Annotated in this window: 22 protein-coding genes; 10 read left to right on the top strand and 12 right to left on the bottom strand. The window is 56.2% G+C overall.

Translation table 11 applies throughout. The annotated features are described in order from the left end of the window. The first annotated feature begins 5 nt into the window (after window positions 1–5). Window positions 6–1,493, top strand: a complete 1,488-nt coding sequence (locus ACMWKA_RS06435; protein ID WP_013098859.1) for a UxaA family hydrolase — start codon at window positions 6–8, stop codon at window positions 1,491–1,493. 93 nt (window positions 1,494–1,586) lie between these two features. Here ACMWKA_RS06435 and sstT read toward each other — a convergent pair whose 3' ends face one another. From sstT to ACMWKA_RS06415, 4 genes are all read right to left on the bottom strand, one after another. Beyond that, window positions 1,587–2,828 (bottom strand): serine/threonine transporter SstT, encoded by a 1,242-nt coding sequence (gene sstT, locus ACMWKA_RS06430; protein ID WP_038985779.1) that lies wholly within the window; start codon window positions 2,826–2,828, stop codon window positions 1,587–1,589. 210 nt (window positions 2,829–3,038) lie between these two features. Continuing rightward, window positions 3,039–4,004 (bottom strand): TerC family protein, encoded by a 966-nt coding sequence (locus tag ACMWKA_RS06425; protein ID WP_013098857.1) that lies wholly within the window; start codon window positions 4,002–4,004, stop codon window positions 3,039–3,041. 251 nt (window positions 4,005–4,255) lie between these two features. Continuing rightward, complete coding sequence (locus ACMWKA_RS06420; protein WP_013098856.1) at window positions 4,256–5,254, bottom strand: Gfo/Idh/MocA family protein; 999 nt, start codon at window positions 5,252–5,254, stop codon at window positions 4,256–4,258. Window positions 5,255–5,324: 70 nt separating this feature from the next. Then, window positions 5,325–5,828 (bottom strand): YgjP-like metallopeptidase domain-containing protein, encoded by a 504-nt coding sequence (locus tag ACMWKA_RS06415; RefSeq protein ID WP_013098855.1) that lies wholly within the window; start codon window positions 5,826–5,828, stop codon window positions 5,325–5,327. 84 nt (window positions 5,829–5,912) lie between these two features. Between ACMWKA_RS06415 and rlmG the strand changes: the two genes are divergently transcribed. Beyond that, a complete protein-coding gene (gene rlmG / locus ACMWKA_RS06410; RefSeq protein ID WP_013098854.1) occupies window positions 5,913–7,049 on the top strand; it encodes a 23S rRNA (guanine(1835)-N(2))-methyltransferase RlmG in 1,137 nt (378 codons plus the stop codon). On the opposite strand, the gene ACMWKA_RS06405 is transcribed toward rlmG, so the two are convergent. Next, window positions 7,046–9,067: an FAD-dependent oxidoreductase gene (locus tag ACMWKA_RS06405; RefSeq protein WP_414760084.1), complete on the bottom strand. Its 2,022-nt coding sequence runs from the start codon at window positions 9,065–9,067 to the stop codon at window positions 7,046–7,048. The two genes, rlmG and ACMWKA_RS06405, sit on opposite strands and share 4 nt — an antisense overlap. 213 nt (window positions 9,068–9,280) lie before the next feature. Between ACMWKA_RS06405 and ACMWKA_RS06400 the strand changes: the two genes are divergently transcribed. Then, window positions 9,281–10,435, top strand: a complete 1,155-nt coding sequence (locus tag ACMWKA_RS06400; RefSeq protein WP_414760083.1) for an IS481 family transposase — start codon at window positions 9,281–9,283, stop codon at window positions 10,433–10,435. 87 nt (window positions 10,436–10,522) lie between these two features. On the opposite strand, the gene lsrK is transcribed toward ACMWKA_RS06400, so the two are convergent. Then, window positions 10,523–12,115: an autoinducer-2 kinase gene (gene lsrK / locus ACMWKA_RS06395; protein WP_094084852.1), complete on the bottom strand. Its 1,593-nt coding sequence runs from the start codon at window positions 12,113–12,115 to the stop codon at window positions 10,523–10,525. A 35-nt stretch (window positions 12,116–12,150) separates the two neighbouring features. Continuing rightward, a complete protein-coding gene (gene lsrR, locus ACMWKA_RS06390) occupies window positions 12,151–13,119 on the bottom strand; it encodes a transcriptional regulator LsrR (protein WP_013098851.1) in 969 nt (322 codons plus the stop codon). A 215-nt stretch (window positions 13,120–13,334) separates the two neighbouring features. On the opposite strand from lsrR, the gene lsrA reads away from it, so the two are divergent. From lsrA to lsrG, 6 genes are read left to right on the top strand one after another with little or no spacing between them, the layout of a single operon-like run. Beyond that, window positions 13,335–14,822 (top strand): autoinducer 2 ABC transporter ATP-binding protein LsrA, encoded by a 1,488-nt coding sequence (gene lsrA, locus ACMWKA_RS06385; RefSeq protein ID WP_129327549.1) that lies wholly within the window; start codon window positions 13,335–13,337, stop codon window positions 14,820–14,822. Continuing rightward, a complete protein-coding gene (lsrC, locus tag ACMWKA_RS06380; RefSeq protein WP_129327523.1) occupies window positions 14,819–15,850 on the top strand; it encodes an autoinducer 2 ABC transporter permease LsrC in 1,032 nt (343 codons plus the stop codon). Before lsrA ends, lsrC begins: the two co-directional genes overlap by 4 nt. Continuing rightward, window positions 15,851–16,828, top strand: coding sequence for an autoinducer 2 ABC transporter permease LsrD (gene lsrD, locus ACMWKA_RS06375; protein ID WP_316371716.1), 978 nt, complete (start codon window positions 15,851–15,853; stop codon window positions 16,826–16,828). Between the two features lies 1 nt (window position 16,829). After that, a complete protein-coding gene (gene lsrB, locus ACMWKA_RS06370) occupies window positions 16,830–17,831 on the top strand; it encodes an autoinducer 2 ABC transporter substrate-binding protein LsrB (RefSeq protein ID WP_316371718.1) in 1,002 nt (333 codons plus the stop codon). Window positions 17,832–17,842: 11 nt separating this feature from the next. Then, a complete protein-coding gene (gene lsrF, locus ACMWKA_RS06365) occupies window positions 17,843–18,730 on the top strand; it encodes a 3-hydroxy-5-phosphonooxypentane-2,4-dione thiolase (RefSeq protein ID WP_029883832.1) in 888 nt (295 codons plus the stop codon). Beyond that, the gene (lsrG, locus tag ACMWKA_RS06360) at window positions 18,727–19,020 is read left to right on the top strand and encodes a (4S)-4-hydroxy-5-phosphonooxypentane-2,3-dione isomerase (protein ID WP_013098845.1); all 294 of its coding nucleotides are present in this window, start codon (window positions 18,727–18,729) and stop codon (window positions 19,018–19,020) included. Before lsrF ends, lsrG begins: the two co-directional genes overlap by 4 nt. A 139-nt stretch (window positions 19,021–19,159) precedes the next feature. Here lsrG and ACMWKA_RS06355 read toward each other — a convergent pair whose 3' ends face one another. The 3 genes from ACMWKA_RS06355 to ACMWKA_RS06345 form a co-directional block, all read right to left on the bottom strand. Beyond that, window positions 19,160–20,608, bottom strand: a complete 1,449-nt coding sequence (locus ACMWKA_RS06355; RefSeq protein ID WP_414760082.1) for an alpha/beta hydrolase — start codon at window positions 20,606–20,608, stop codon at window positions 19,160–19,162. Between the two features lie 108 nt (window positions 20,609–20,716). After that, entirely contained in the window at window positions 20,717–21,010 is a 294-nt protein-coding gene (locus ACMWKA_RS06350; RefSeq protein WP_020689402.1) for a hypothetical protein, read from the bottom strand. A gap of 12 nt (window positions 21,011–21,022) precedes the next feature. Next, window positions 21,023–21,280 carry a hypothetical protein gene (locus tag ACMWKA_RS06345; RefSeq protein ID WP_023622126.1) on the bottom strand — a complete coding sequence of 86 codons (258 nt, stop codon included), beginning with the start codon at window positions 21,278–21,280 and terminating at the stop codon, window positions 21,023–21,025. A 246-nt stretch (window positions 21,281–21,526) separates the two neighbouring features. Here ACMWKA_RS06345 and ACMWKA_RS06340 point away from each other — a divergent pair, with 246 nt between their 5' ends. Continuing rightward, on the top strand, window positions 21,527–22,072 hold the full coding sequence (locus ACMWKA_RS06340) for a YfaZ family outer membrane protein (RefSeq protein WP_100168130.1): 546 nt from the start codon (window positions 21,527–21,529) through the stop codon (window positions 22,070–22,072). Window positions 22,073–22,243: 171 nt separating this feature from the next. Here the strand turns inward: ACMWKA_RS06340 and pagP are convergent, their stop codons facing one another. Together pagP and ACMWKA_RS06330 are read right to left on the bottom strand one after the other, a co-directional pair. Further along, window positions 22,244–22,885 (bottom strand): lipid IV(A) palmitoyltransferase PagP, encoded by a 642-nt coding sequence (gene pagP, locus ACMWKA_RS06335; RefSeq protein ID WP_020689405.1) that lies wholly within the window; start codon window positions 22,883–22,885, stop codon window positions 22,244–22,246. 155 nt (window positions 22,886–23,040) lie between these two features. Further along, window positions 23,041–23,418 carry a zinc metalloprotease HtpX family protein gene (locus tag ACMWKA_RS06330; protein ID WP_029883828.1) on the bottom strand — a complete coding sequence of 126 codons (378 nt, stop codon included), beginning with the start codon at window positions 23,416–23,418 and terminating at the stop codon, window positions 23,041–23,043. Window positions 23,419–23,443: the final 25 nt, after the last annotated feature.

Here is a 23,443-nt window from a genome sequence, read left to right as displayed (position 1 = left end):
TTGATATGCACTACATCAAAATCCATTCGCTGGATAACGTCGGCGTCGCGCTGGCAGATCTGACCGAAGGAACAGAGGTCACTTTCGGTAATCAATCGGTCACGTTGCGCCAGGCCATTGGACGTGGACATAAGTTTGCCCTGATCCCCATTATGAAAGGGGAGAACGTGGTGAAGTACGGTTTACCGATTGGCCATGCGCTGGCGGATATTGCGCCGGGTGAATACATTCATTCCCACAATACCCGCACCAATCTGAGCGATCTGGACGAGTACAGCTATCAACCTGATTTCCATGCGCAAGAGGAGCAGGCGGCAGATCGTGAGGTGCAGATCTACCGCCGCGCCAACGGTGAGGTAGGGATCCGCAACGAACTCTGGATCCTCCCGACAGTCGGTTGCGTGAACGGGATCGCGCGTCAAATCCAGACGCGTTTCCTGAAAGAGACTCACGATGCCGAAGGCATTGACGGCGTGCACCTGTTCAGCCACACCTACGGCTGTTCACAGCTGGGTGACGATCACATCAACACCCGTACCATGCTGCAAAACATGGTGCGTCATCCGAACGCGGGGGCGGTGCTGGTGATTGGCCTGGGCTGCGAGAACAACCAGGTGGATGCCTTCCGGGAGACGCTGGGCGAGTTTGACCCTGAGCGCGTGCACTTTATGGTGTGTCAGCATCAGGATGATGAAGTGGAAGCGGGCGTTGAGCAACTGCACCAGCTGTATGAGGCGATGCGCCACGATAAACGTGAGCCGGGCAAGCTGAGCGAGCTTAAGTTTGGGCTGGAGTGTGGTGGCTCGGACGGTCTTTCCGGCATCACCGCGAACCCAATGCTGGGCCGCTTCTCGGACTATGTGATCGCCAACGGGGGAACGACGGTGCTGACGGAAGTGCCGGAGATGTTCGGTGCCGAGCGTATCCTGATGAGCCACTGCCGTGATGAAGCGACGTTTGAGAAAACGGTCACCATGGTGAATGATTTCAAACAGTACTTCATCGCTCACAACCAGCCGATTTATGAGAACCCGTCGCCGGGTAACAAAGCGGGTGGGATCACCACGCTTGAAGAGAAGTCACTGGGTTGTACCCAGAAAGCGGGCGCCAGCCAGGTGGTGGATGTCCTGCGCTACGGCGAACGCCTGAAAACCCACGGACTGAACCTGCTGAGCGCCCCGGGGAACGATGCGGTTGCCACCAGCGCGCTGGCCGGTGCCGGCTGCCACATGGTGCTGTTCAGCACCGGCCGCGGTACGCCGTACGGCGGGTTTGTCCCGACGGTCAAAATTGCCACCAACAGTGAACTGGCGGCGAAGAAAAAGCACTGGATCGACTTTGATGCCGGTCAGCTCATTCACGGTAAAGCAATGCCTGAATTGCTGACGGAGTTTGTGGACAGTATTGTGGAATTTGCCAACGGCAAGCAGACCTGCAACGAGAAAAACGACTTCCGTGAGCTGGCGATCTTTAAGAGTGGGGTGACGTTGTAAGTTGGGTGCGGGCCGGTGCCCTCACCCTGACCCTCTCCCACGGGAGAGGGGACAAACACTAAAAACGGCAACCTCAGGGTTGCCGTTTTGCTGTTAACCTCGTAATGCGTTCTTCGCTAAACGCGCATCTTCCGCCTGACAGGCCGCAGCGGTGAACAGCACGTCGGTAGAAGAGTTCAGCGCCGTCTCACAGGAATCCTGCAGCACACCGATAATGAAGCCGACTGCGACCACCTGCATGGCAATTTCGTTCGGGATACCAAACATATTGCACGCCAGCGGGATCAACAGCAGAGAGCCGCCCGCCACGCCGGATGCGCCACAGGCACACAGCGAGGCCACCACGCTCAACAGCAGCGCCGTAGGCAGATCCACCGCGATACCCAGCGTATGCACTGCCGCCAGGGTCAGCACGGTGACGGTGATCGCCGCGCCCGCCATGTTCACGGTTGCACCCAGCGGGATAGACACGGAGTAAGTATCACGATCCAGATTCAGCTTCTCCGCCAGCGCCATGTTAACCGGAATGTTAGCTGCAGAGCTGCGGGTAAAGAAGGCGTACACGCCGCTTTCACGCAGGCAGGTCATTACCAGTGGATACGGGTTGCGGCGGATCTGCCAGAACACCAGCAGGGGGTTAACTACCAGCGCCACCAGCAGCATGCAGCCAACCAGGACCATCAGCAGCTGTGCGTAGCCCCACAGCGCGTCAAAACCGGTGGTTGCCAGCGTAGAGGAGACCAGACCAAAAATACCGATTGGGGCGAAGCGAATAACGATTTTCACCATGAAGGTCACGGCGTTCGAGACATCGTTAACCAGGTTTTTCGTGGTCTCATTACCATGACGCAGCGCGAAGCCCAGCCCAATTGCCCAGACCAGGATGCCAATGTAGTTTGCGTTCATCAGCGCCGTGATTGGGTTGGAGACCATGCTCATCAGCAGGCCACGCAGCACTTCCACAATCCCGGATGGCGGCGTGACATCACCGGCCGCGCTGGTCAGGTGCAGCGTAGACGGGAACAGGAAGCTAAATACCACGGCGGTTAAGGCAGCGGAGAAAGTGCCCAGAAGATACAGGAACAGGATCGGCCGAATGTTGGTTTTTTGTCCGTGTTGGTGGTTGGCAATCGACGCCATGACCAGCATCAGAACCAGTACCGGTGCCACGGCTTTCAGTGCGCCAACGAAAAGGGTTCCAAGCAGTCCCGTGGCTTCTGCTGCAGGTTTTGACACCATAGCCAGCAGAATACCCAGTACCAACCCGACCAGAATTTGTTTTACAAGGCTGCCCTGCGCCAGGCGCGCGAACAGACCGCGTGATTGTGTGCTCATACGTTATTCCTGAGTGAAATTGCGTTCCATCCTGGCTGTGCTCTAAGGCACATTTATGTCCGGATGTAAGTATTTGTTTGCCTGGTTGAGTATCAGGGAAAGCGAGGAAAGGCGGAAGAGTAAAATGCTGGATTTTACGTGTTGCGTCATGTTTTTTAACTATTGGTTAACGAAAGTGCCGGGTGGCGCTGCGGCACCCGGCAAAACGCACTACGCCTGCTGCTTTTTATCGTGCTGGCGGTTAACCCAGGTATTGATAATCAGCGTTACCAGCAGAATGCCAAACACCACGCCGAGCGAGATGGCAATCGGGATATGGTAGAAATCAACAATCAGCATCTTGATACCGATAAACACCAGGATCACCGACAGACCGTACTTCAGCATTGAGAAGCGCTCAGCCGCGCCTGCCAGCAGGAAGTACATTGCACGCAGACCGAGAATAGCGAACAGGTTAGAGGTCAGCACAATGAACGGGTCGGTGGTGACAGCGAAGATAGCCGGGATACTGTCCACGGCGAAGATCACATCGCTCAGCTCCACCAGAATCAGCACCAGCAGCAGCGGGGTGGCGAACAGCAGGCCATTCTTGCGGACAAAGAAATGCTCGCTCTCGATTTTGTCCGTCATGCGCAGATGACCACGGATCCACTTCACCAGCGGCTTATCACCAATACCGGTTTCGTCTTCTTTCGCCAGCGCCATTTTAACCCCGGTGAACAGCAGGAACGCGCCAAAGACGTACAGCAGCCATTCGAACTGGGTTATCAGCCAGCTTCCGGCGAAGATCATGATGGTACGCAGGACGATTGCCCCCAGCACGCCGTAAACCAGCACGCGACGCTGCAGGGCAGCAGGCACGGCAAAGTAGCTGAACAGCATCAGCCAGACGAAGACGTTATCAACCGCCAGCGCTTTTTCAATCAGATAACCGGTGAGGAAGGCGAGCGCCTGAGGATCAGCCACCGCACGGCCTTCGGTCGAGGCCAGATACCACCAGAAGGCGGCGCAGAAAAGGAGTGAGAGGGATACCCACACCAGCGACCAGACGGCGGCTTGCTTGACGCTCATACCGTGCTCGCCGCGACGGCCCTGCAAAAAGAGGTCGATTGCCAGCATGATGAGCACGACAACCGCGAATCCGCCCCACAACATTGGAGTGCCGACAGAATGCATACTATTTTCCTTACACATAAAAAACAAAAACGGCCATGGTCAGAAGACGATAGCCGTTAGCTTTTTATGCATAGACCTCGCCTTCCGGCAAGGTCTCACTTACAACCACGAAGGTTGCCCGGCGACCGGATGCGGTTTTGCACGCATCGTAATGACGATCCACCGGCAAGGAAGTTACTCCCCTTTGCTCGTAACAAAATATGTCAGACCATCAGTTTCGTCAATGGTCCTCAGCCATTCATTACACAGCTTTACGCGATAGCTTCTGTACTCACGCCGTCTGCCGGGAAAACCACGCCGGTCTGGCGACGGATTTCCGTTTGCAGCTTCGCCGTGGTGCGGCTTATCGCAAGCCCAGGGTGATTCACTTCGTTGTCTTCCACCAGACGGGCGAAGACCTCTGCCTCATAGAGCATAGTGTTAATATGCTGAGGCTGCGTCAGCTCCTGCGCTTTACCGCCGCGCGGCACAAAGCTCAGTTTCTGGCATTCGGAGATCTTCTCGATAACCAGCGATCCGTTTTCACCCTGAATTTCACTTGGCAGGACGGAGTCACTCACTTTGGAGTGCTGCAGCGTGACGCTGAAATCACCGTAATCCAGCACCACGACACCGTGCGCATCCACACCGCTCTCCAGCAGGCTGGCAGTGGCCGTTACGCCGTGCGGCTCGCCCCACAGGGCAACCGCAGAGGCCAGGCAATAGAAACCGATGTCCATAATCGAGCCGTTGGAGAAGGCCGGATTAAAGGTGTTCGGGTTCTCGCCGTCCAGATAACGCTGGTAGCGCGACGAGTACTGACAGTAGTTAATAAAGGCTTTGCGCACTTTGCCCACCTTCGGCAAAGACTGCTGTAGCAGCAGGAAGTTCGGCAGGCTGGCGGTTTTGAACGCTTCGAACAGCACCACCTGGTTGTCGCGGGCGCACTGAATGGCGGCTTCCACTTCCTCGATATTCGAGGCCAACGGCTTCTCGCAAATGACATGTTTTTTGTGGCTGAGGAAGAGCCGGGTTTGCGGGAAGTGCAGGGCGTTCGGGCTGGCGATATAGACCGCGTCAATGGCGTCGCTTTGCGCCATCTCATCAAGCGAGGTGAACAGATGTTCAACCAGATAATCGTTCGCGAAGGCCTGCGCCTGTTCAAGGCTGCGGGAATAGACGGCGGTGAGCTTAAGTTTGCCGGTTTCGTGGGCGGCGTCGACGAACTGGCGCGTGATCCAGTTCGTACCAATGACTGCGAAACGTATCATAAACGTTTACGTACTCCATAGCGGGGAACCTTTAGCCACTGTAGCACGTGATTGTTGCAAAACCAGTGCGCTACTGCGCATTACTCTTTAACGATAAATGCGTAAGCCACAAACGGGTATCAAACTCCAGCTGATGGTACTGTGGCTCCATATGGCAGCACAGGGAATAGAACGCCTTGTCATGCTCTTTTTCCTTCAGGTGCGCCAGCTCGTGCACCACAATCATCCGCAGAAAGGCTTCCGGTGCGTTGCGAAAGACGGTGGCGACGCGGATCTCGGCTTTTGCTTTTAGCTTACCGCCCTGGACGCGTGAAATGGCCGTATGCAGGCCGAGCGCGTTTTTCAGCACGTGGATCTTGTTGTCGTACATCACTTTATTGATGGGGGGGGCACTCTTCAGATACCGGTTTTTGAGATCCTGCGTATACTGCCAGAGGGCCTTATCGGTCGCGACATCGTGCGTGCCGGGATAACGTTTTTCCAGCACCGCCCCCAGTTTTTGCTCGGCAATTAACGTGCGTACCTGGGAGAGCAGATGCTCCGGGTAGCCCTGGAGATAAGTCAGCTGGTTCATCAAAACCCCAAAATAAGTTGAAAACGGGTATACTCACGCACCCTTTTCAGGGATAACGCCAAATTTTACCATTCAGGAGGGCCGATGAGCCACTTAGACAACGGTTTCCGTTCACTCAACCTTAAACGTTTCCCGGAGACGGACGACGTTAACCCGCTTCAGGCGTGGGAAGCGGCGGATGAATATCTGCTGCAACAGTTGGATGACACTGAAATTCGCGGCCCGGTTCTGATCCTGAATGATGCCTTCGGAGCGCTGGGCTGCGCCCTGGCGGCGCACACGCCTTACAGCATTGGCGATTCATACTTAAGCGAGCTGGCGACGCGTGAAAACCTGCGTCACAACGATCTCGATGAATCCAGCGTGAAGTTCCTCGACAGCACCGCAGACTACCCGCAGGCGCCGGGCGTGGTGCTGATCAAAGTGCCAAAAACCATGGCGTTGCTGGAGCAGCAACTGCGTGCATTACGGAAAGTCGTCACGCCAGAGACGCGCATCATCGCGGGCGCGAAGGCGCGTGATATTCATACCTCAACGCTGGAGCTGTTCGAGAAAGTGCTGGGCCCGACCACCACGACGCTGGCCTGGAAAAAAGCGCGCCTGATCAACTGTACCTTCAGCGCGCCGGAACTGGCTGACGCGCCAGAGACGCTGAGCTGGAAGATGGAAGGTACCGACTGGACCATCCACAACCATGCGAACGTCTTCTCACGTACCGGCCTTGATATCGGCGCACGTTTCTTTATTGAACATCTGCCGGAAAATCTGGAAGGGGAGATTGTGGATCTCGGCTGCGGTAACGGCGTGATTGGCCTGACGCTGCTGGCAAAGAACCCACAAGCCAGCGTGGTCTTCAGCGACGAATCGCCAATGGCGGTGGCGTCGAGCCGTCTGAACGTGGAAACCAACATGCCAGAGGCGCTGGATCGCTGTGAGTTTATGATTAATAACGCGCTGTCCGGCGTAGAGCCTTTCCGCTTCAACGCCGTATTCTGCAACCCACCGTTCCACCAGAAGCACGCCCTGACGGATAACGTCGCGTGGGAAATGTTCCACCATGCGCGCCGCTGCCTGAAAATCAACGGCGAACTGTATATTGTGGCGAACCGTCACCTGGACTACTTCCACAAGCTGAAGAAGATTTTCGGTAACTGCGTCACCATCGCCACCAACAACAAGTTCGTGGTGCTGAAAGCGGTGAAGCTGGGACGTCGTCGCTAAATAACCAGTGCAAGCTGGGTGCCCTGCGCAATGGCCCGCCGCGCATCCAGCTCCATTGCCACATCGCATCCGCCGATCAAATGCACCGTTTTACCTGCCTCACGCAGCGGATCCGCCAGATCGCGCTTTGGCTCCTGCCCGGCACATAAAATCACATGATCCACGCGCAGCAGCTGTGGCTCACCGCCGATCGTGACGTGCAGGCCGTCGTCGTCGATCTTCTGATAGCTCACAGCCGGGATCATCTTCACGCCGCGCGAAAGCAGGGTGGCGCGGTGGATCCAGCCGGTTGTTTTCCCCAGTCCTTCACCCGGCTTACTTGCTTTGCGCTGCAGCATGACGATCTGCCGTGGGCTTTTCGGCAGCTGTGGCCCTTCCGGACGCAGGCCGCCGGGCTGGCTCAGGCTGGTGTCGATGCCCCATTCCACGCAAAATTCGGCAATGTTCTGGCTGGTGGCCTCGCCCGGCTGGCTTAAATACATGGCGGTATCAAAGCCAATCCCACCGCAGCCGATAATGGCCACGTTTTCCCCAACCGGCGCTTTATCGCGCAGCACATCGAGATAGCTCAGCACTTTAGGATGATCGATACCCTCGATCGCAGGCGTGCGCGGGGCGATCCCGCTCGCCAGGATAACCTCGTCGTAATCCAGCAGATCTGGCGCACTTACCCACTGGTTGAGCCGCAGATCCACACCCGTTAGCTCGATCATCCGGCGGTAGTAGCGCAGCGTTTCATAGAACTCCTCTTTGCCGGGGATCTGTTTGGCAATATTAAACTGCCCGCCAATTTCGCCTGCGGCATCGAACAGCGTCACGCTGTGCCCGCGCGACGCCGCATTTACCGCAAACGCCAGCCCCGCGGGGCCCGCCCCGACAACCGCCAGGCGTTTTGATTTGTCTACCGGGAGCACCGGCATTTTGGTTTCATGGCAGGCGCGGGGGTTAACCAGGCAGGAGGTCACTTTCCCGACGAAGATCTGATCCAGACAGGCCTGATTACAGCCGATGCAGGTGTTGATCTCATCCGCACGCCCGTTTTGCGCTTTGGAAAGCAGTTCTGCATCTGCCAGGAACGGACGCGCCATCGACACCATATCGGCATCGCCGCGTGAGATGACATCATCCGCCACCTGCGGATCGTTAATACGGTTAGTGGTCACGAGCGGAACAGACACTTTGCCTTTCAGCTTGCGCGTAACCCACGTGAATGCCGCGCGCGGTACCGGCGTGGCGATAGTCGGGATACGCGCCTCGTGCCAGCCAATCCCGGTATTGATGAGGGTGGCACCGGCGGCTTCAATCGCCTGCGCCAGCTGGACGGTCTCGTCAAACGTCCCGCCGCCTTCCACCAGATCCAGCATCGACAGGCGGAAGATGATAATAAAGTCAGCGCCCGCACGTTCGCGCACGGCGCGTACCACTTCGACGGCAAAGCGCATACGTCGCGCATAATCGCCACCCCATTCGTCGTCACGCTGGTTAGTGCGGGCGGCGAGGAATTCGTTAATCAGATAGCCCTCGGAGCCCATTACCTCGACACCGTCATAGCCCGCTTCACGCGCCAGCGCCGCACAGCGGGCGAAGTCGTCAATCAGCGCCAGCACTTCATCGTGGCTGAGGGCATGCGGCTTGAAGCGGTTAATCGGTGCCTGAATGGCCGACGGTGCCACCAGATTGGGCTGATAGCTATAACGCCCGGTATGCAGGATTTGCAGGGCAATTTTACCGCCTTCGCTGTGAACGGCATCGGTCACAATGCGATGGTGCGGCAGTTGTGACGCATCGTTAAGCACCGCTCCGCCTTCCATCCCCACGCCTGATGGCGCGGGAGCCACACCCCCGGTGACGATCAGCGCCACCCCGTGGCGCGCGCGTTCGGCATAAAAGGCCGCCAGACGCTCGGCCCCGTCCGGATGCTCCTCCAGCCCGGTGTGCATTGAGCCCATCAACACGCGGTTTTTGAGCGTTGTGAACCCCAGATCGAGGGGGGCGAATAGCGACGGGTAGCGGCTCATAGTCTCTTCCAGTGTAAAATTATTGTTATGTGGTCGGATGAGTTACTAATTTAGCCAGCACGAAGTAAAAGGGAAAAGGGGAATGCAGTGATTGTGATGGGATTCAAATAATGCCCTCACCCTAACCCTCTCCCACTGTACGGTCCGGGGACATAGTGAACACTTGTTCGGGGACATGGTAGACACTTACAACTAAGGCATAAGAACCCGTTTATGGAGTCGCTTATGCCCTGGGATGCGAGAGATACCATGTCATTACGTACCGAGTTTGTTTTGTTCGCCTCGCAGGACGGGGCGAACATCCGTTCCCTCTGCCGTCGCTTCGGCATTTCACCTGCCACCGGCTACAAGTGGCTTCGCCGATGGGGGGAGGAAGGGGCCGCTGGCCTTCAGGACCGCCCGCGCATACCGCACCATTCCCCGAACCATTCATCTGACGACATCACCGCCCTGCTGCGTATGGCCCATGACCGCCATGAACGCTGGGGCGCACGCAAGATAAAGCGCTGGCTGGAAGACCAGGGGCACCGTATGCCCGCCTTCAGCACCGTTCATAACCTGATGGCCCGTCACGGCCTGCTGCCGGGCACTTCTCCGGGCATTCCCGCCACGGGGCGGTTCGAACATGACGCGCCGAACCGGCTCTGGCAGATGGATTTTAAGGGCCACTTTCCCTTTGGCGGTGGCCGCTGCCATCCGCTCACCCTGCTGGATGACCACTCCCGTTTTTCCCTGTGCCTGGCGCACTGTACCGATGAACGGCGTGAGACCGTGCAGCAGCGGCTGGTCAGCGTGTTTGAACGCTACGGCCTGCCGGACCGGATGACGATGGATAACGGCTCACCGTGGGGAGACACCACCGGCACCTGGACGGCGCTGGAGCTGTGGCTGATGCGCCACGGTATCCGGGTGGGTCACTCCCGGCCGTATCATCCGCAGACGCAGGGCAAGCTGGAGCGTTTTCACCGCAGCCTGAAGGCAGAGGTGCTGCAGGGTAAGTGGTTCGCGAACGAGGGCGAACTGCAGCGCGCCTTCGACCACTGGCGGACGGTCTATAACCTTGAACGCCCGCATGAGGTGCTGGACATGGCGGTACCGGGCTCGCGGTATCAGCCGTCTGCACGGCAGTACAGCGGCAACACAACACCTCCGGAGTATGACGAGGGCGTGATGGTCAGGAAAGTGGATATCAGCGGAAAGCTGAGCGTGAAAGGGGTAAGTCTGAGCGCAGGCAAGGCATTCAGGGGAGAACGGGTCGGGCTGAAAGAGATGCAGGAAGACGGCCGCTACGAGGTGTGGTGGTACAGCACAAAAGTGGGGGTGATCGACCTGAAGAAAAAGTCGATCACCATGGGTAAAGGATGTTAAAAAGTGTTCACCATGTCCCCGAACACCTGTCTACCATGTCCCCGGACCGTACACCCACAGGGAGAGGGGACTTAATCTCCCTCTCCCTTAGGGAGAGGGGCGGGGTGAGGGGGAACGCACCAGCCCCGGTGCCTGCCACATCGACGTCGTCAGCCCGCTGTCCACCAGACCGAGCTGGTCGGCGTACACCGCCTGCCACTTCTGCATCATGCCATCGTACAGCGCCCGGTGCTGGGGGTTCGGGGTAAACTCGCGGCTCCATTTCACCAGCCGCTCGCCGGTGGTGGCCATATCCGCAAACAGTCCTGCCCCGGCTCCGGCGGCAATGGCGCAGCCCAGCGCCGTCGCCTCTTTCACTTCCGGTACGCGCACCGGCAAACCGGTGACGTCACTTAAAATCTGGCTCCATAGCGCCCCCTTCGAACCGCCTCCGGCAAACACCAGGCTCTCGAAGTTAACGCCGGAGAAACGTGAGATCTGCGCCAGGTTGCAGGCCGAGACAATCGCTGCGTTCTCTTCCAGCGCGCGGAACAGCGTCGCTTTGTTGCACTTTTCCGGGTCGATGGAGAGGTTAATAAACGACGGGGCGGCGTGGTACCACTGCTTAAAATGCATCGCGTCGGAGAAGATGGGCATCACGCCATGCGAACCCGCGGGCACCCGGCTCGCCATCTCCTCGAGCAGGGAATAGGTGTCCATCCCCATACGTTCGGCGATCAGCTTCTCTTCTGCGCAGAAGGCGTCGCGGAACCAGCGCATGGTCAGGCCGGTGAAGAAGCTGATCGACTCCGCCTGCGCCATACCGGGGATGACGTGTGGGTTTACGCGAATATTCATCTCAGGATCGGTGCGCACCTGCGGCAGATTGACCACCTGCTGCCAGAAGGTACCACCCAGCACCGCCGTTTGCCCGGCGCGGACCACGCCCAGCCCCAGACAGCCCAGCTGCACGTCGCCTCCGCCCATCACCACAGGGGTGCCTTCACGCAGGCCGCTCTGCTGCGCGGCCTCTTTAGTGATAGCGCCCAGCACGGTGCCGGTCTCTTTCACCGGAGATAGGATATCGGCGCGCAGCCCGGCCATATCCAGCAGTGCTGGCCGCCAGTCGCGGGAGAAGAGATCCAGCATCCCCGTAGTGCCCGCATTTGATGGATCGACCGCCAGCTCGCCGGAGAGCTTCGCCGCCAGCCAGTCGCTGATCATGGTAATAGTGGCAGCCTTGCGATAGATATCCGGGCGATGGTGCGCCAGCCACAGCAGACGCGGCATGGCGCTCAGGGCCAGGGTCTGGCCGGAAACGTCGTACACTTCGGATTCAAACTGGTTGTCGTGGATCTCTTTGAGTTCGGCCACCTCGCGGCTGGCGCGGGCGTCGACGTTGGCGCAGGCCCAGATGGCCTCACCGTTGCGGTCATACAGAACAATCCCTTCGCGCATGGAGCAGCAGGCGACGGACTGGATATCCGCCGCGCTCAGGTGCGCGCGATCCAGCGCCTGGTGGATGCACTGGCAGGTGAGCCGCCAGTTGGTATTGAGGTCGAACTCCATCGAGCCCGGCACATTTTCCACGCTCAGGTGCTGCCACTCGGCCTGACCCACGGCAACCTGGTTGCCCAGCAGATCGAAAATAACGGCACGCACGCTGCCTGTCCCTGCATCTAACGCTAAAAGGTAACTCATGAGTTTGCCTCGTTGTTAGCGCAGGGCTTACCCCGTTACGTCAGGGCCAGCACCGCGCGGGCTGTTGTCTCTTCCGTCACCAGGCCATTGATACGGCGACCTTTCAGTGCGGCGTAAATCGCATCGGCTTTCTCAACACCGCCAGCCACGCCGACGATGGTAGGTAACTGCGCCAGTTCATCAAGCGTGACGCCCAGCAGTTCTTTATGGATCTCCAGCTCCTCAACGCACTCTCCTTCGGCAGTGAGGAAATAACCGAGAATGTCGCCGACCGCCCCTTTACGGGCATACATCAGCTGTTCACCTTCGCTGATGTAGCCTGAGCGCAATATCGTTGCATCACGACGCTGGTTCACGGACCCAATCCCGACCACCGCCACGTCGGCGGCCGTTGCGGCGAGGATCACGTCCCGCACGCTGGTTTCACGTTTTAAGATCCCGGCCACCTCGGCGGAGGAGACGCGAAGCGGGGCGGGGATCATGCTGACGCTGCATGCCGCGTCCAGCTGGCCGATACCGGTCATATAGGGCCCCACGCCGCCGGAGAGCGTCACCAGGCGGATCTGCTGCGAGCTGATAAAGCCGCTTAAATGTTGCAGGCTGCTCATGGTGGTTTCACCAAATCCCACCGCTAACAGCTGGCCGGGTTCCAGCACGCCCATTAACGACTGCGCGGCACCAATGCCTAACCGCACGTTCATTGGCGGGGTATTCAGTGCTGGCAGTACGCGCACCAGCTTTAGCCCAAAGCGCTGCTGCAGTTCGGTTTCCAGTGCCAGACAGCCCTCATAGCGGGAGTTGATCTGCACGCGGATCACCCCTGACTGGCGACCTTTCTCCAGCAGGCGAGAGATCTTCAGGCGCGGCAGGCCGAGCCGTTCGCCAATGTCGTTTTGCGTCAATCCGTCGTGGTAGTAACACCAGGCCACGCGGGCAACCAGCTCCTCTTCCGCCAGTGCCAGCCCGGCAAACCGACCTTCTTCCGCAGTGCGTTTATCGCTCATAATTGAACTCTTATAAAAATTTAGATCATATGTTCGTGACGGCGCAGGTCGAAAGTGTGAGCCACGCGGCAAAACGGATCATTTAGATAGTTTCTTTCTCAGATGGATCTTAATCGATAAAACTGTGATCCCTGCACGGTTGTAAATATAGTTCACCGTCTACGCTTTTGAACATTATTAAATCTAAAAATCATTTGTTCAATAGCGGAGCGATGATGACCCCACTTATCGAAGCACGAGCCATCTGCAAGCAGTTTTCCGGGGTGCCGGTTTTGAAAGGCATTGATTTCACGCTGCTTGCGGGCCAGGTGCATGCGCTGATGGGCGGGAACGGCGCGGGTAAATCGACGCTGATGAAGATCATCGCCGGGGTGGAGACGCCGGACAGCGGTGAACTTTCCGTAGCAGGTCATTCATATGCGCGGCTCACGCCCGTGCAGGCCCATAAGTTAGGTATCTATCTGGTGCCTCAGGAACCGCTCCTGTTCCCCAATCTGACGGTGCGGGAAAACATCCTTTTCCGCCTGCCGCGTGAACGGGAAAGAGAGAATCGGCTGACGGAGAAGCTGCAGCAGCTGCAGTGCCAGCTAAATCTCGACGCCACCGCCAGCACGCTGGAAGTGGCGGATCAGCAGATGGTGGAGATCCTGCGCGGTCTGATGCGTAACGCAACGATCCTGATCCTCGACGAGCCCACGGCCTCCCTTACGCCGGGTGAAACCGAACGTCTGTTTCGCCAGATCCGCGCCCTGCAGGATCTGGGCGTCGGCATCGTCTTTATCTCGCATAAATTGCCGGAGATCCGCCAGCTGGCAAGCCACGTCTCGGTGATGCGCGACGGTGCCGTAGTGCTCAGCGGGGAAACCGCGCAGTTCGACGATAACGCGCTGATTGCCGCCATGACGCCGGTGAGCCGGGAGAAAGGCTTAAGCGATGCGCAAAAACTGTGGCTGGCGCTGCCAGGAAACCGTCGCACCCAGCCGCAGGATTTTCCGGTATTGCGCGTGGACGATCTTACCGGGGAGGGGTTTATCGATCTCTCGCTTGAGATCTATGCAGGCGAGATCGTCGGTCTGGCCGGGCTGGTCGGATCCGGGCGCACCGAATTTGCCGAGACGCTCTACGGCCTGCGTCCGGTGCGTGGCGGACGGGTCTGGCTGGAGAATCAGGAGATCACTCACGAGAGTGTGGGCGCCCGGCTGGACAAAGGCCTGGTTTATCTGCCGGAAGACAGGCAGGTGTCCGGCCTGTTCCTGGATGCACCCATCCGCTGGAACACCGTGGCGCTGAACGAGCCGTCTCTCTGGCAGCAGCGCAAGCGGGAGTCCGCGGTGGTGGAGCGTTACCACCGTGCGCTGGGGATCAAACTCAACCATGCGGATCAAACCGTGCGCACCCTCTCCGGCGGGAATCAGCAGAAAGTGCTGCTGGCCCGCTGTCTGGAAGCCAACCCGTTACTGCTGATCGTCGATGAACCGACGCGCGGCGTGGACGTGTCGGCACGTGCCGATATCTACCAGCTCATCAAAAGCGTGGCCGCGCAGAACGTGGCAGTGCTGATGATCTCAAGCGATCTCGATGAGTTTCCTGGCCTTGCCGATCGCGTGCTGGTCATGCACCAGGGCGTGCTCAGCGGCGAGTTGCCGCGCCATGCCGTCAGCCTCGAGCGGATGATGGCGCTGGCGTTCGGAGGACAATCATGAAGACGTTACTGAAAAACCGCGAGCTGAGCGCGTTTCTCGCCATTCTGGCGCTGTTTGCCGTGCTGGTGGCGCTTAATCCGGCGTACCTGAGCCTTCAGACGCTGGGGATGATCTTCGCCAGCGCGCAAATCCTGATCCTGCTGGCGCTTGGCGCCGCGCTGGTGATGCTGACCCGCAATATTGACGTCTCCGTGGGCTCCACCGTGGGGCTCTCCGCCATCGCCGTCGGCGTGGCGCTGAACAATGGCTACAGCCTGCCGGTATCGATGCTGTTCGCGCTGTCTGTCGGCGCGCTGGCAGGGGCGTTCAACGGGTTTCTGGTGGTGGCGCTGCGCATCCCGGCGATTGTCGCCACCCTCGGCACGCTGGGGCTGTATCGCGGGGCGATGCTGCTCTGGACCGGTGGAAAGTGGATTGAAGGGTTACCGCCGGGGCTGAAATCCCTCTCTGAACCCGTAGCCGTGGGCATTTCGCCGCTCGGCATGGTGGTGCTGTTTTTGGCCGCCATCGGCGCGTGGGCGCTCTCGCGTACCGCGTTTGGACGCGATTTCTATGCCGTGGGCGATAACCTTGCCGCCGCGCGCCAGCTGGGCGTGGCGGTTAACCGCACGCGGATGATCGCCTTTACTCTCAACGGCATGCTGGCGGCCTGCGCCGGGATTGTCTTTGCCGCGCAGATTGGCTTTGTGCCAAACCAGACCGGGAGCGGGCTGGAGATGAAAGCCATCGCCGCCTGCGTGCTCGGCGGCATTTCGCTGCTGGGCGGGACGGGCACGCTGATTGGCGCACTGCTTGGGGCCTTTTTCCTGACGCAAATCGACACCGTACTGGTGCTGTTTAAGCTCCCGGCGTGGTGGAATGACTTTATCGCCGGGCTGGTGCTGCTGGGCGTGCTGGTGCTCGACGGGCGTCTGCGCCAGGCGCTGGCGCGTCATCAGCGGGCGCTGAAATACGGTCGCTTCCAGCCGGGTAACAGAGGGGGAAAGCACGTCACCCCATTTCCCAAACGCAAAAAAGAGGTGGCGTAAATGAAGCTTAACTGGGAAAGCGCGCTGTTGATCTTACTGGTGCTGGAGATCCTGCTCTTTGGTGCCATCAACCCGCGGATGCTCGACATCAACATGCTGCTGTTCAGCACCAGCGATTTTATCTGCATCGGCATTGTGGCGCTGCCGCTGACGCTGGTGATTATCAGCGGCGGGATCGATATCTCCCTCGGTTCAACCATTGGCCTGTGCGCCATTGCGCTGGGGGTGATGATGCAATCGGGCTGGCCGATGGTGGTCGCCATTCCTATGACGCTGCTGCTGGGCCTGCTGTGCGGGCTGGTGAATGCGGCGCTGATCCACTACACGGGTATCAGCCCTTTAGTTATCACTCTCGGCACGCTCTACCTCTACGGCGGCGGGGCGCTGCTGCTCTCCGGCATGGCGGGCGCGACGGGCTATGAGGGCATCGGCGGCTTCCCGGACAGCTTTACCGCGTTCGCTAACCTGACCGTGTCAGGTCTGCCCATTCCGCTGGTGCTGTTTGCGCTCATTACGCTCTTCTTCTGGCTGATTACCCACCGCGGGCGCTTTGGGCGGCATCTGTTCTTAATCGGCCAGAACCCGCGCGCCGCGCGCTATGCGGCGCTGTCGGTTAACGGCATGCCCTACGCGCTGTATGGCCTGGTGGGCGTCGCCTCGGCCATTGCCGCCCTGGTGATGGTCTCCTATTTCGGTTCCGCGCGCTCGGATCTGGGGCGCGATCTGCTGATGCCAGCCCTCACCGCTGCCGTACTCGGCGGGGCGAATATTTATGGCGGGTCAGGTTCGGTTATCGGTACGGCACTGGCAGCGCTGCTGGTGGGGTACCTGCAGCAGGGGTTACAGATGGTCGGCATCCCCAACCAGGTGTCGAGCGCGCTGTCAGGGGCGCTGTTGGTTGTGGTGGTGATGGGACGTTCGCTGAGTCTGCACCGTGAATGGGTGCGTTCTCTCTTTAGAAAACTATCCGGAGCGTAAGATGAAAACAAAACTGATAGTCCTGGCAATGGCCCTCAGCTTCGCCTCGGCGCAGGCGGCGGACCGCATCGCCTTTATCCCGAAGCTGGTGGGGGTGGGCTTCTTCACCAGCGGCGGCAACGGCGCGAAAGAGGCGGGGAAAGACCTCGGCGTGGACGTCACCTACGACGGCCCCACCGAGCCGAGCGTCTCCGGCCAGGTGCAGCTCATCAATAACTTTGTCAACCAGGGCTATAACGCCATTATTGTCTCCGCCGTGTCGCCGGATGGCCTCTGCCCGGCGCTAAAGCGCGCCATGCAGCGCGGCGTCAAAGTGCTGACCTGGGATTCCGACACCAAACCGGAGTGCCGCAGCATTTACATCAACCAGGGTACCCCGGAGCAGCTCGGTGGCCTGCTGGTGGAGATGGCCGGGAAGCAGGTGACAAAACCGAATGCCAAAGTGGCGTTCTTCTACTCCAGCCCGACCGTCACCGACCAGAACCAGTGGGTGAAAGAGGCGAAGGCCAAAATCGAAAAAGATCATCCCCAGTGGCAGATAGTGACCACCCAGTTTGGCTATAACGACGCCACCAAATCCCTGCAAACCGCTGAAGGGATCTTAAAAGCGTACCCGGATCTGGATGCGATCATCGCCCCGGATGCCAACGCTCTGCCTGCCGCGGCGCAGGCGGCGGAAAACCTGAAGCGGGAAGGGGTGGCGATTGTCGGATTCAGTACGCCTAACGTCATGCGTCCGTACGTCGAGCGCGGCACGGTTAAAGCCTTCGGTCTGTGGGATGTGGTGCAACAGGGCAAAATTGCGGTCAATGTCGCCGATCGTTTGTTGAAAAAAGACGATCTTAACGTCGGCGACAGCGTGGAGGTAAAAGATATCGGTACGCTGAAGGTCGAGCCGAACAGCGTCCAGGGCTACCAGTATGAAGCAAAAGGCAACGGCATCGTGCTGCTGCCAGAGCGCGTGGTGTTCACCAAAGAGAACATCAACAAATACGATTTCTGACGGGGGAGCAAATGGCTGATTTAGACGACATCAAAGACGGTAAGGATTTTGGCATTGGTACACCGCAGCAAAATGTACCGTTCACCCTGAAGGGCTGTGGCTCGCTGGACTGGGGCATGCAGTCCCGGCTTTCGCGCATCTTCAACCCAAAAAGCAACCGCACGGTGATGCTGGCCTTTGACCACGGTTACTTCCAGGGGCCGACCACCGGTCTTGAGCGTATCGATCTCTCTATCGCGCCGCTGTTCGCCGAAACCGACGTGTTGATGTGTACCCGCGGTATTTTGCGTAGCACCGTACCGGCCGCCACCAATAAACCGGTGGTCCTGCGCGCCTCCGGCGGTAACTCAATTCTGGGCGAGCTGTCGAACGAGTGCGTGGCAGTGGCAATGGAAGACGCGCTGCGCCTGAACGTCTGTGCGGTGGCGGCGCAGGTGTACATTGGCAGTGAATTCGAGCATCAGTCGATCAATAACATCATCAAGCTGGTGGATGCGGGGGCACGCTACGGGATGCCCGTGCTGGCGGTGACGGGCGTCGGCAAGGAGATGGCGCGCGATGCGCGTTACTTCTCGCTCGCCAGCCGTATTGCCGCCGAAATGGGGGCGCAGTTTGTCAAAACCTACTATGTGGATGAAGGATTCGAAAAAGTGACCGCCAGCTGCCCGGTGCCGATCGTCATCGCCGGGGGGAAAAAGCTGCCGGAGCACGAGGCACTGGAGATGTGCTGGCGCGCGATTGACCAGGGAGCCTCCGGCGTGGACATGGGGCGCAACATCTTCCAGTCCAGCGCTCCGCTCGCCATGCTGAAGGCGGTGAAGAAAGTGGTTCACGAGAACATGAGCGCCCGGGAGGCGTTCCAGTTCTGGCAGGAAGAGAAACAGGGAGAAGCGAAATGAACGTGACGTTAGTGGAGATCAACATCAAACCCGAGCGGGTGGACGAGTTTCTGGAGGTGTTTCGCGCCAACCACGAGGGCGCGATTCAGGAGCCGGGAAACCTGCGTTTTGACGTGTTGCAGGACCCCCGGGTGAAAACCCGGTTCTTTATCTACGAGGCCTATAAAGACGAAGAGGCGGTGCTGGCGCATAAAAAAACGCCGCACTACCTGGCCTGCGTGGATAAGCTCGAAGAGCTGATGTCGGAGCCGCGCAAAAAACGCAGTTTTGTGGGGCTACTGCCGGAGTGACAAATTAACCGGCAGCCAGCGATTCAATGGGGATAGTGGTAAAAGAGGCGAAGAATAACGGATGTTATACTCTGGCGCCGGTTGTCTTTTATTTCATCTATCCCCAACGATGAGCTGACGTTAAAAAACGCCTCTTCTTTTATCTTATGACGCCAGCAATCCTTTCAATCAGATAGGGATAGAACGGATTCGAGGTGATACGCATTAAGGAGTCCATATCTGCCAGCAATACCGCTCGCTCCCCTCTGACGCGTAAAACACCCAGACTCAGACCATAGTGATTCGGTTCATAGGGTTCACTTCCATATAAAGAGTCATGGACAGGAAACGGGAGGGCGACATGAGATAGAGAAAAAACATCTCTCGGATAGCGCACATTAAGGGGCTGCACGTCTGCTGTTGTTGAGTGTGCTAAGTGCGTCGAAGCGACCATGTTCATACTCTCTGAAGAGGCATTTTTGACGATAGTCGTCGTGTAAGTACGCTGTGGTGTTGCCAGTAAGTGTGATAGCGCGCGATCCGAAGAGTGGCGAAACAGTGCACGAAAATTGACCGCACGATTAATATCAAACAACACCAGTTCGCTACCGTTATCCGGTAGATTATGATGGAGCACGTCCAGCACTGCCCGGGTACTGACTGTGGAATCAAGAACGGACTGAAACGTAAGCACATGAGGAAGGTCTTTCCAGCCAGCCGATGACTTGCGTCGCGTAAGGTCCCGTTTCAATGTCTCAGTCAGAAGATAAGCCTGCCGCGCACCATTCACGGGAAAAGAGTTATATTTAAAAGGATTAAATTCTGGTACCAGACCTAACCAGGCCGCACGAGAAAAGGCCGGGAGAAAGGCTGTCCATTCGGCCATTCCCGAAAACTGAGCAAAGCGGCTTATGCCTATCATGGGAGAAATCAGGACAATTTGTTGTGGCTTCTTCAGGCTCTCATCATCAAGGGCATCGATGGCATATTTCATGGCCAGCGCCCCACCATTGGAAAAACCAACAATATGCAGCGGCGCATCCGCATGGGTCATTTTTGTTGCCTCGCGCACCGCAAGACGCGTTGCTGCCAGCCAGTCCTGCCATTTTACATCCGTTAATGCCCCGGGTACGGTACCATGGGCAGGTAGACGGATCCCGATGGCGACAAACCCTTCTTTTTGATAGAGCCGGGCAATATGCTGCAGGCTGTAAGGGGAGTCCGTAAGTCCGTGCAGTAACACGACAGCCCCTCTCGGTTCCGCCTGTGGGCGCATGATGTAGGATCGATTCCAGTCTGTGGGAAGGGTGTCCGGAAATACCGGGCTTGACGGGTTATAACGATTTAAACTCGTTGTATCCTGATCGGTTTGCTTCATAACGACATTGTTATGCACCTCCATGAAGAGGGCGTTTTCAGCATTGATATAGTCATCCCAGTCGGCCCGATCGATCTCGTGTTCGCGTAATTCATTAGGGACAAAAGTATGCCAGGGCTGGAGTTCGCCGCTACGCTGTACCCAATAAAACAAGCCTGTCATTGCACAAAGCGTGAAGCCCAAAAGGATAAAAATACAACACTTCAACACTCTAATACTTTTCTTGCGCATAAATCCTCTAAACATAGATATTCAACCTGATATCTGCTGTATTTAGGTTTTAAAGCGCAGCGTGGTTGATGATGGGGGCACAGAATAAAGATATGGACATCGCATAAACTATGCTTTTAACCATTGCATGATCAGCAAGGAGTTAATGGCGAAATTGATATGCGCGACGATAGATAACATAATACTAAGCGCTGCCACAAACAGAACCTTGAGGTTGAGGATGCGTGTTTTTTTTAAGTTTGCATCCAGCCATAACATATTCCTTATTTTATTCTTTTGATATAAATACATTATCCCCATAGATAAATATAAGAGAGGCATGATAATGCTTACTGAATTGATCTGTAACAGCAGTAATTCACTGCCAACTAATGCAAATAGCCATGAAATAAATAGCAGCATAAGCGTTGCTCCTCAGTTTTTTTTGTTGGTAAGGTAAAACCAAATCATAAACAGAACATCTAAAAACAACCAAACCCCGCCCAGCAACAAAACGTGCGAGACAGCACCCGGCCAGAACAAAGCGCCATTGGGAGAAACAGAAAAGAAATCCTGTCCCCAGACCAGGCGTGCCACAATCATGAAAAGGGGCAGCAATAAAAGGTTGAACAGAAAAAGATAACGGATAAAGTTTGGTTTTTTGGGCCGTCTGATATTTTCTTCCGGGAACATGGTTTCCTCACTGGTTTCGGTGAAAATAAATAGGCATTCTAGTGCGAAAAGATAGATGGAACTTAAACACACGTCATTTTATAGCGTACGCAGCTGTCACCTCGATGATTAATGAATGAGAGTATTGTGAGTGAGGATCTCTTGTTTGTTTGAACTTCATATAACATCGCCCCCTAAAATAAGCCACCAGACAGAGCTTGTTTAAGGTTCTGACTTCTTTTTTTAATGTAGATTAGGTGATAACAAATGTTTAAAAAAACACTCACAGTAGTGGCAATTCTTTCAGCTCTTTCTGTTGGTGCTAACGCCGCTGAAATTGGCGCTCAGTTAGGTACACAACATACGGAGTTAAATGCACTGATTGCGCCAGAGCCGACCGGTATTTTTTATACTGCAAACTGGGCTAACAATTATAATGATGGCCGTAATTCTGGCGGTGTCGGCCTGGGTTATCAGGTGTCTCTGGGTAAAGCCGATCTTTACGCAGGTGCCAAGGCCATCTATATGGCGCCTAAGAAAGGTGATAATGGATTTGCGGCACCGATTGGTGGCGGGGTTCGTGTCCATTTTAGCGATGAGGTGTATGCCTATGGGGAAGGGTATACCGCGCCACGTGGCCTGAACAATGCCGTCGAAAACTATGTTGAAGTTGATGCTGGGTTGGCCTGGCAGGTACGAGATGAGGTGAAACTCAAAGCGGGTTACCGTCATATTAGCGTTCATGGTAAATCCGGTACGCCTAATCATACGCTGCTTGATGGTGCTTACCTGGGCGCCGCACTTCAATTCTAAACAAACACTCACCGCGAGCCCTACGCTCGCGGTGAGTCGTTGCATATAATCCAGTCATTTTTCTTTACCCTCCTTTTTATCCAGATACTCTTCTTCCTTCTTCTCTTAAAAAATTTCCTTTCCTGCGCTGATAGTAAAAAGACCGAGAGTGTAATGCAGGGCTGAGCCCTGCTACAGGTTGTAACGTAACCACCCGAAGAGTACGTTTCCGTTATTATAGGTGCCAGGAATATAGGTGAACTGGATGTTCACATTTTTATAACTCGCTGAAAAAAGCGGGAATATAATCGGTAAGGGAATGTAGTTGCCCATATCTTTACGCGCCGTTATCCCGGCGGTCACCCCTAATCCCAACCTGAAATCTTTTTGTTGGCCTGGATGCCATCCTTTCTCCCATGCATAGCCGGTGACCGGTTGCCACTCATTATGTGAGTCTTTAAACACCATTCCATACAGTGCACTCCAGTTGCCATTGCTGTGATGACGAGAAACACCCACTCCGGCACCCCAGGGCATTTCATTATAGCGATCGGTCTTTTCTTTATCGTACATGAACCGGTTATGCCAGCTGATAAAAGGAAGATAAATATCGTGGCTATCATAATCTGTCCAGGTTTGCGTAATATCGGAAACAATCCTGCTGCCCCAGCTTGCTGCATTTTCATCAGCATGAGTCTGGCCATAGGCACGTGTGGCAAAAAGAAGTAACCCGCTCCAGAGTAAAACAGAGCAAATCAACAAAAATAAATGATAAAAGCCGCCGATAAAGTCGATTTTTTCCTTACAGGGCTGCCAGGGGGTAGTGCTTTTCATTGCGAACACTCCAGTGGATAAAAGTAGTTAAAAATAATAAATAGGCCAGCGCATTAACAAAACATGAGACGAATTGTTAATAGCGCCAGAGATGACTGATTTTCTAAAACGAAATGACTAAGGTTGGATATTACGCCATCCTTAGTCATTGTGATTTAATTTATGGCTTTCTTTTTAAGGAGTTCGAACTCCTCCTGGCTAATAACGTCCTGGTCTAATAGTTTTTTGGCGTCTGATATTTGTTCCGCTGGTGATTTACAAAGACTATATTGTGCTGCGGCATTCGCATCCAGTCTGTAAGCACGTTGTCTTTTGGCCATTCCCTTACCTCTCAGAATGAGATAAAAAACAGAGGTGATCAGCGGGATGAAAAGTAACAGCATTATCCAAAGCGATTTAAAGAAGCCGTTGAGTGTATTGTCACGGAATAAATCAGTAACGATCTGGAAAATAACAAACAGATACGCAATAAAAAAGAATATAGAAAACAGGGTGGCTGCCATATTCCAAAATTGTAATAGATGAGTCGTCACAATGATGCCTTCTTAAGGATATAAA

The sequence above is a fragment of the Enterobacter sp. 03-F-07-AD-ECC genome, from assembly GCF_047530935.1.
GTDB classification, from domain to species: domain Bacteria; phylum Pseudomonadota; class Gammaproteobacteria; order Enterobacterales; family Enterobacteriaceae; genus Enterobacter; species Enterobacter cloacae.
Note: the sequence above shows the minus strand (reverse complement) of the source record. Positions and strands in the feature narration are given on the sequence as shown.

Coding starts and splice junctions, on each gene's coding strand:
- lsrB (WP_316371718.1), top strand. CDS start 16,830: ATGAAAACAAAACTGATAGTCCTGGCAATGGCCCTCAGCTTCGCCTCG.
- ACMWKA_RS06415 (WP_013098855.1), bottom strand. CDS start 5,828: ATGAACCAGCTGACTTATCTCCAGGGCTACCCGGAGCATCTGCTCTCC.
- lsrF (WP_029883832.1), top strand. CDS start 17,843: ATGGCTGATTTAGACGACATCAAAGACGGTAAGGATTTTGGCATTGGT.
- ACMWKA_RS06340 (WP_100168130.1), top strand. CDS start 21,527: ATGTTTAAAAAAACACTCACAGTAGTGGCAATTCTTTCAGCTCTTTCT.
- ACMWKA_RS06405 (WP_414760084.1), bottom strand. CDS start 9,067: ATGAGCCGCTACCCGTCGCTATTCGCCCCCCTCGATCTGGGGTTCACA.
- ACMWKA_RS06355 (WP_414760082.1), bottom strand. CDS start 20,608: ATGCGCAAGAAAAGTATTAGAGTGTTGAAGTGTTGTATTTTTATCCTT.
- lsrD (WP_316371716.1), top strand. CDS start 15,851: ATGAAGCTTAACTGGGAAAGCGCGCTGTTGATCTTACTGGTGCTGGAG.
- lsrR (WP_013098851.1), bottom strand. CDS start 13,119: ATGAGCGATAAACGCACTGCGGAAGAAGGTCGGTTTGCCGGGCTGGCA.
- lsrK (WP_094084852.1), bottom strand. CDS start 12,115: ATGAGTTACCTTTTAGCGTTAGATGCAGGGACAGGCAGCGTGCGTGCC.
- ACMWKA_RS06420 (WP_013098856.1), bottom strand. CDS start 5,254: ATGATACGTTTCGCAGTCATTGGTACGAACTGGATCACGCGCCAGTTC.
- rlmG (WP_013098854.1), top strand. CDS start 5,913: ATGAGCCACTTAGACAACGGTTTCCGTTCACTCAACCTTAAACGTTTC.
- sstT (WP_038985779.1), bottom strand. CDS start 2,828: ATGAGCACACAATCACGCGGTCTGTTCGCGCGCCTGGCGCAGGGCAGC.
- ACMWKA_RS06400 (WP_414760083.1), top strand. CDS start 9,281: ATGGAGTCGCTTATGCCCTGGGATGCGAGAGATACCATGTCATTACGT.
- lsrC (WP_129327523.1), top strand. CDS start 14,819: ATGAAGACGTTACTGAAAAACCGCGAGCTGAGCGCGTTTCTCGCCATT.
- ACMWKA_RS06435 (WP_013098859.1), top strand. CDS start 6: ATGCACTACATCAAAATCCATTCGCTGGATAACGTCGGCGTCGCGCTG.
- lsrG (WP_013098845.1), top strand. CDS start 18,727: ATGAACGTGACGTTAGTGGAGATCAACATCAAACCCGAGCGGGTGGAC.
- lsrA (WP_129327549.1), top strand. CDS start 13,335: ATGACCCCACTTATCGAAGCACGAGCCATCTGCAAGCAGTTTTCCGGG.
- pagP (WP_020689405.1), bottom strand. CDS start 22,885: ATGAAAAGCACTACCCCCTGGCAGCCCTGTAAGGAAAAAATCGACTTT.
- ACMWKA_RS06350 (WP_020689402.1), bottom strand. CDS start 21,010: ATGCTGCTATTTATTTCATGGCTATTTGCATTAGTTGGCAGTGAATTA.
- ACMWKA_RS06345 (WP_023622126.1), bottom strand. CDS start 21,280: ATGTTCCCGGAAGAAAATATCAGACGGCCCAAAAAACCAAACTTTATC.
- ACMWKA_RS06425 (WP_013098857.1), bottom strand. CDS start 4,004: ATGCATTCTGTCGGCACTCCAATGTTGTGGGGCGGATTCGCGGTTGTC.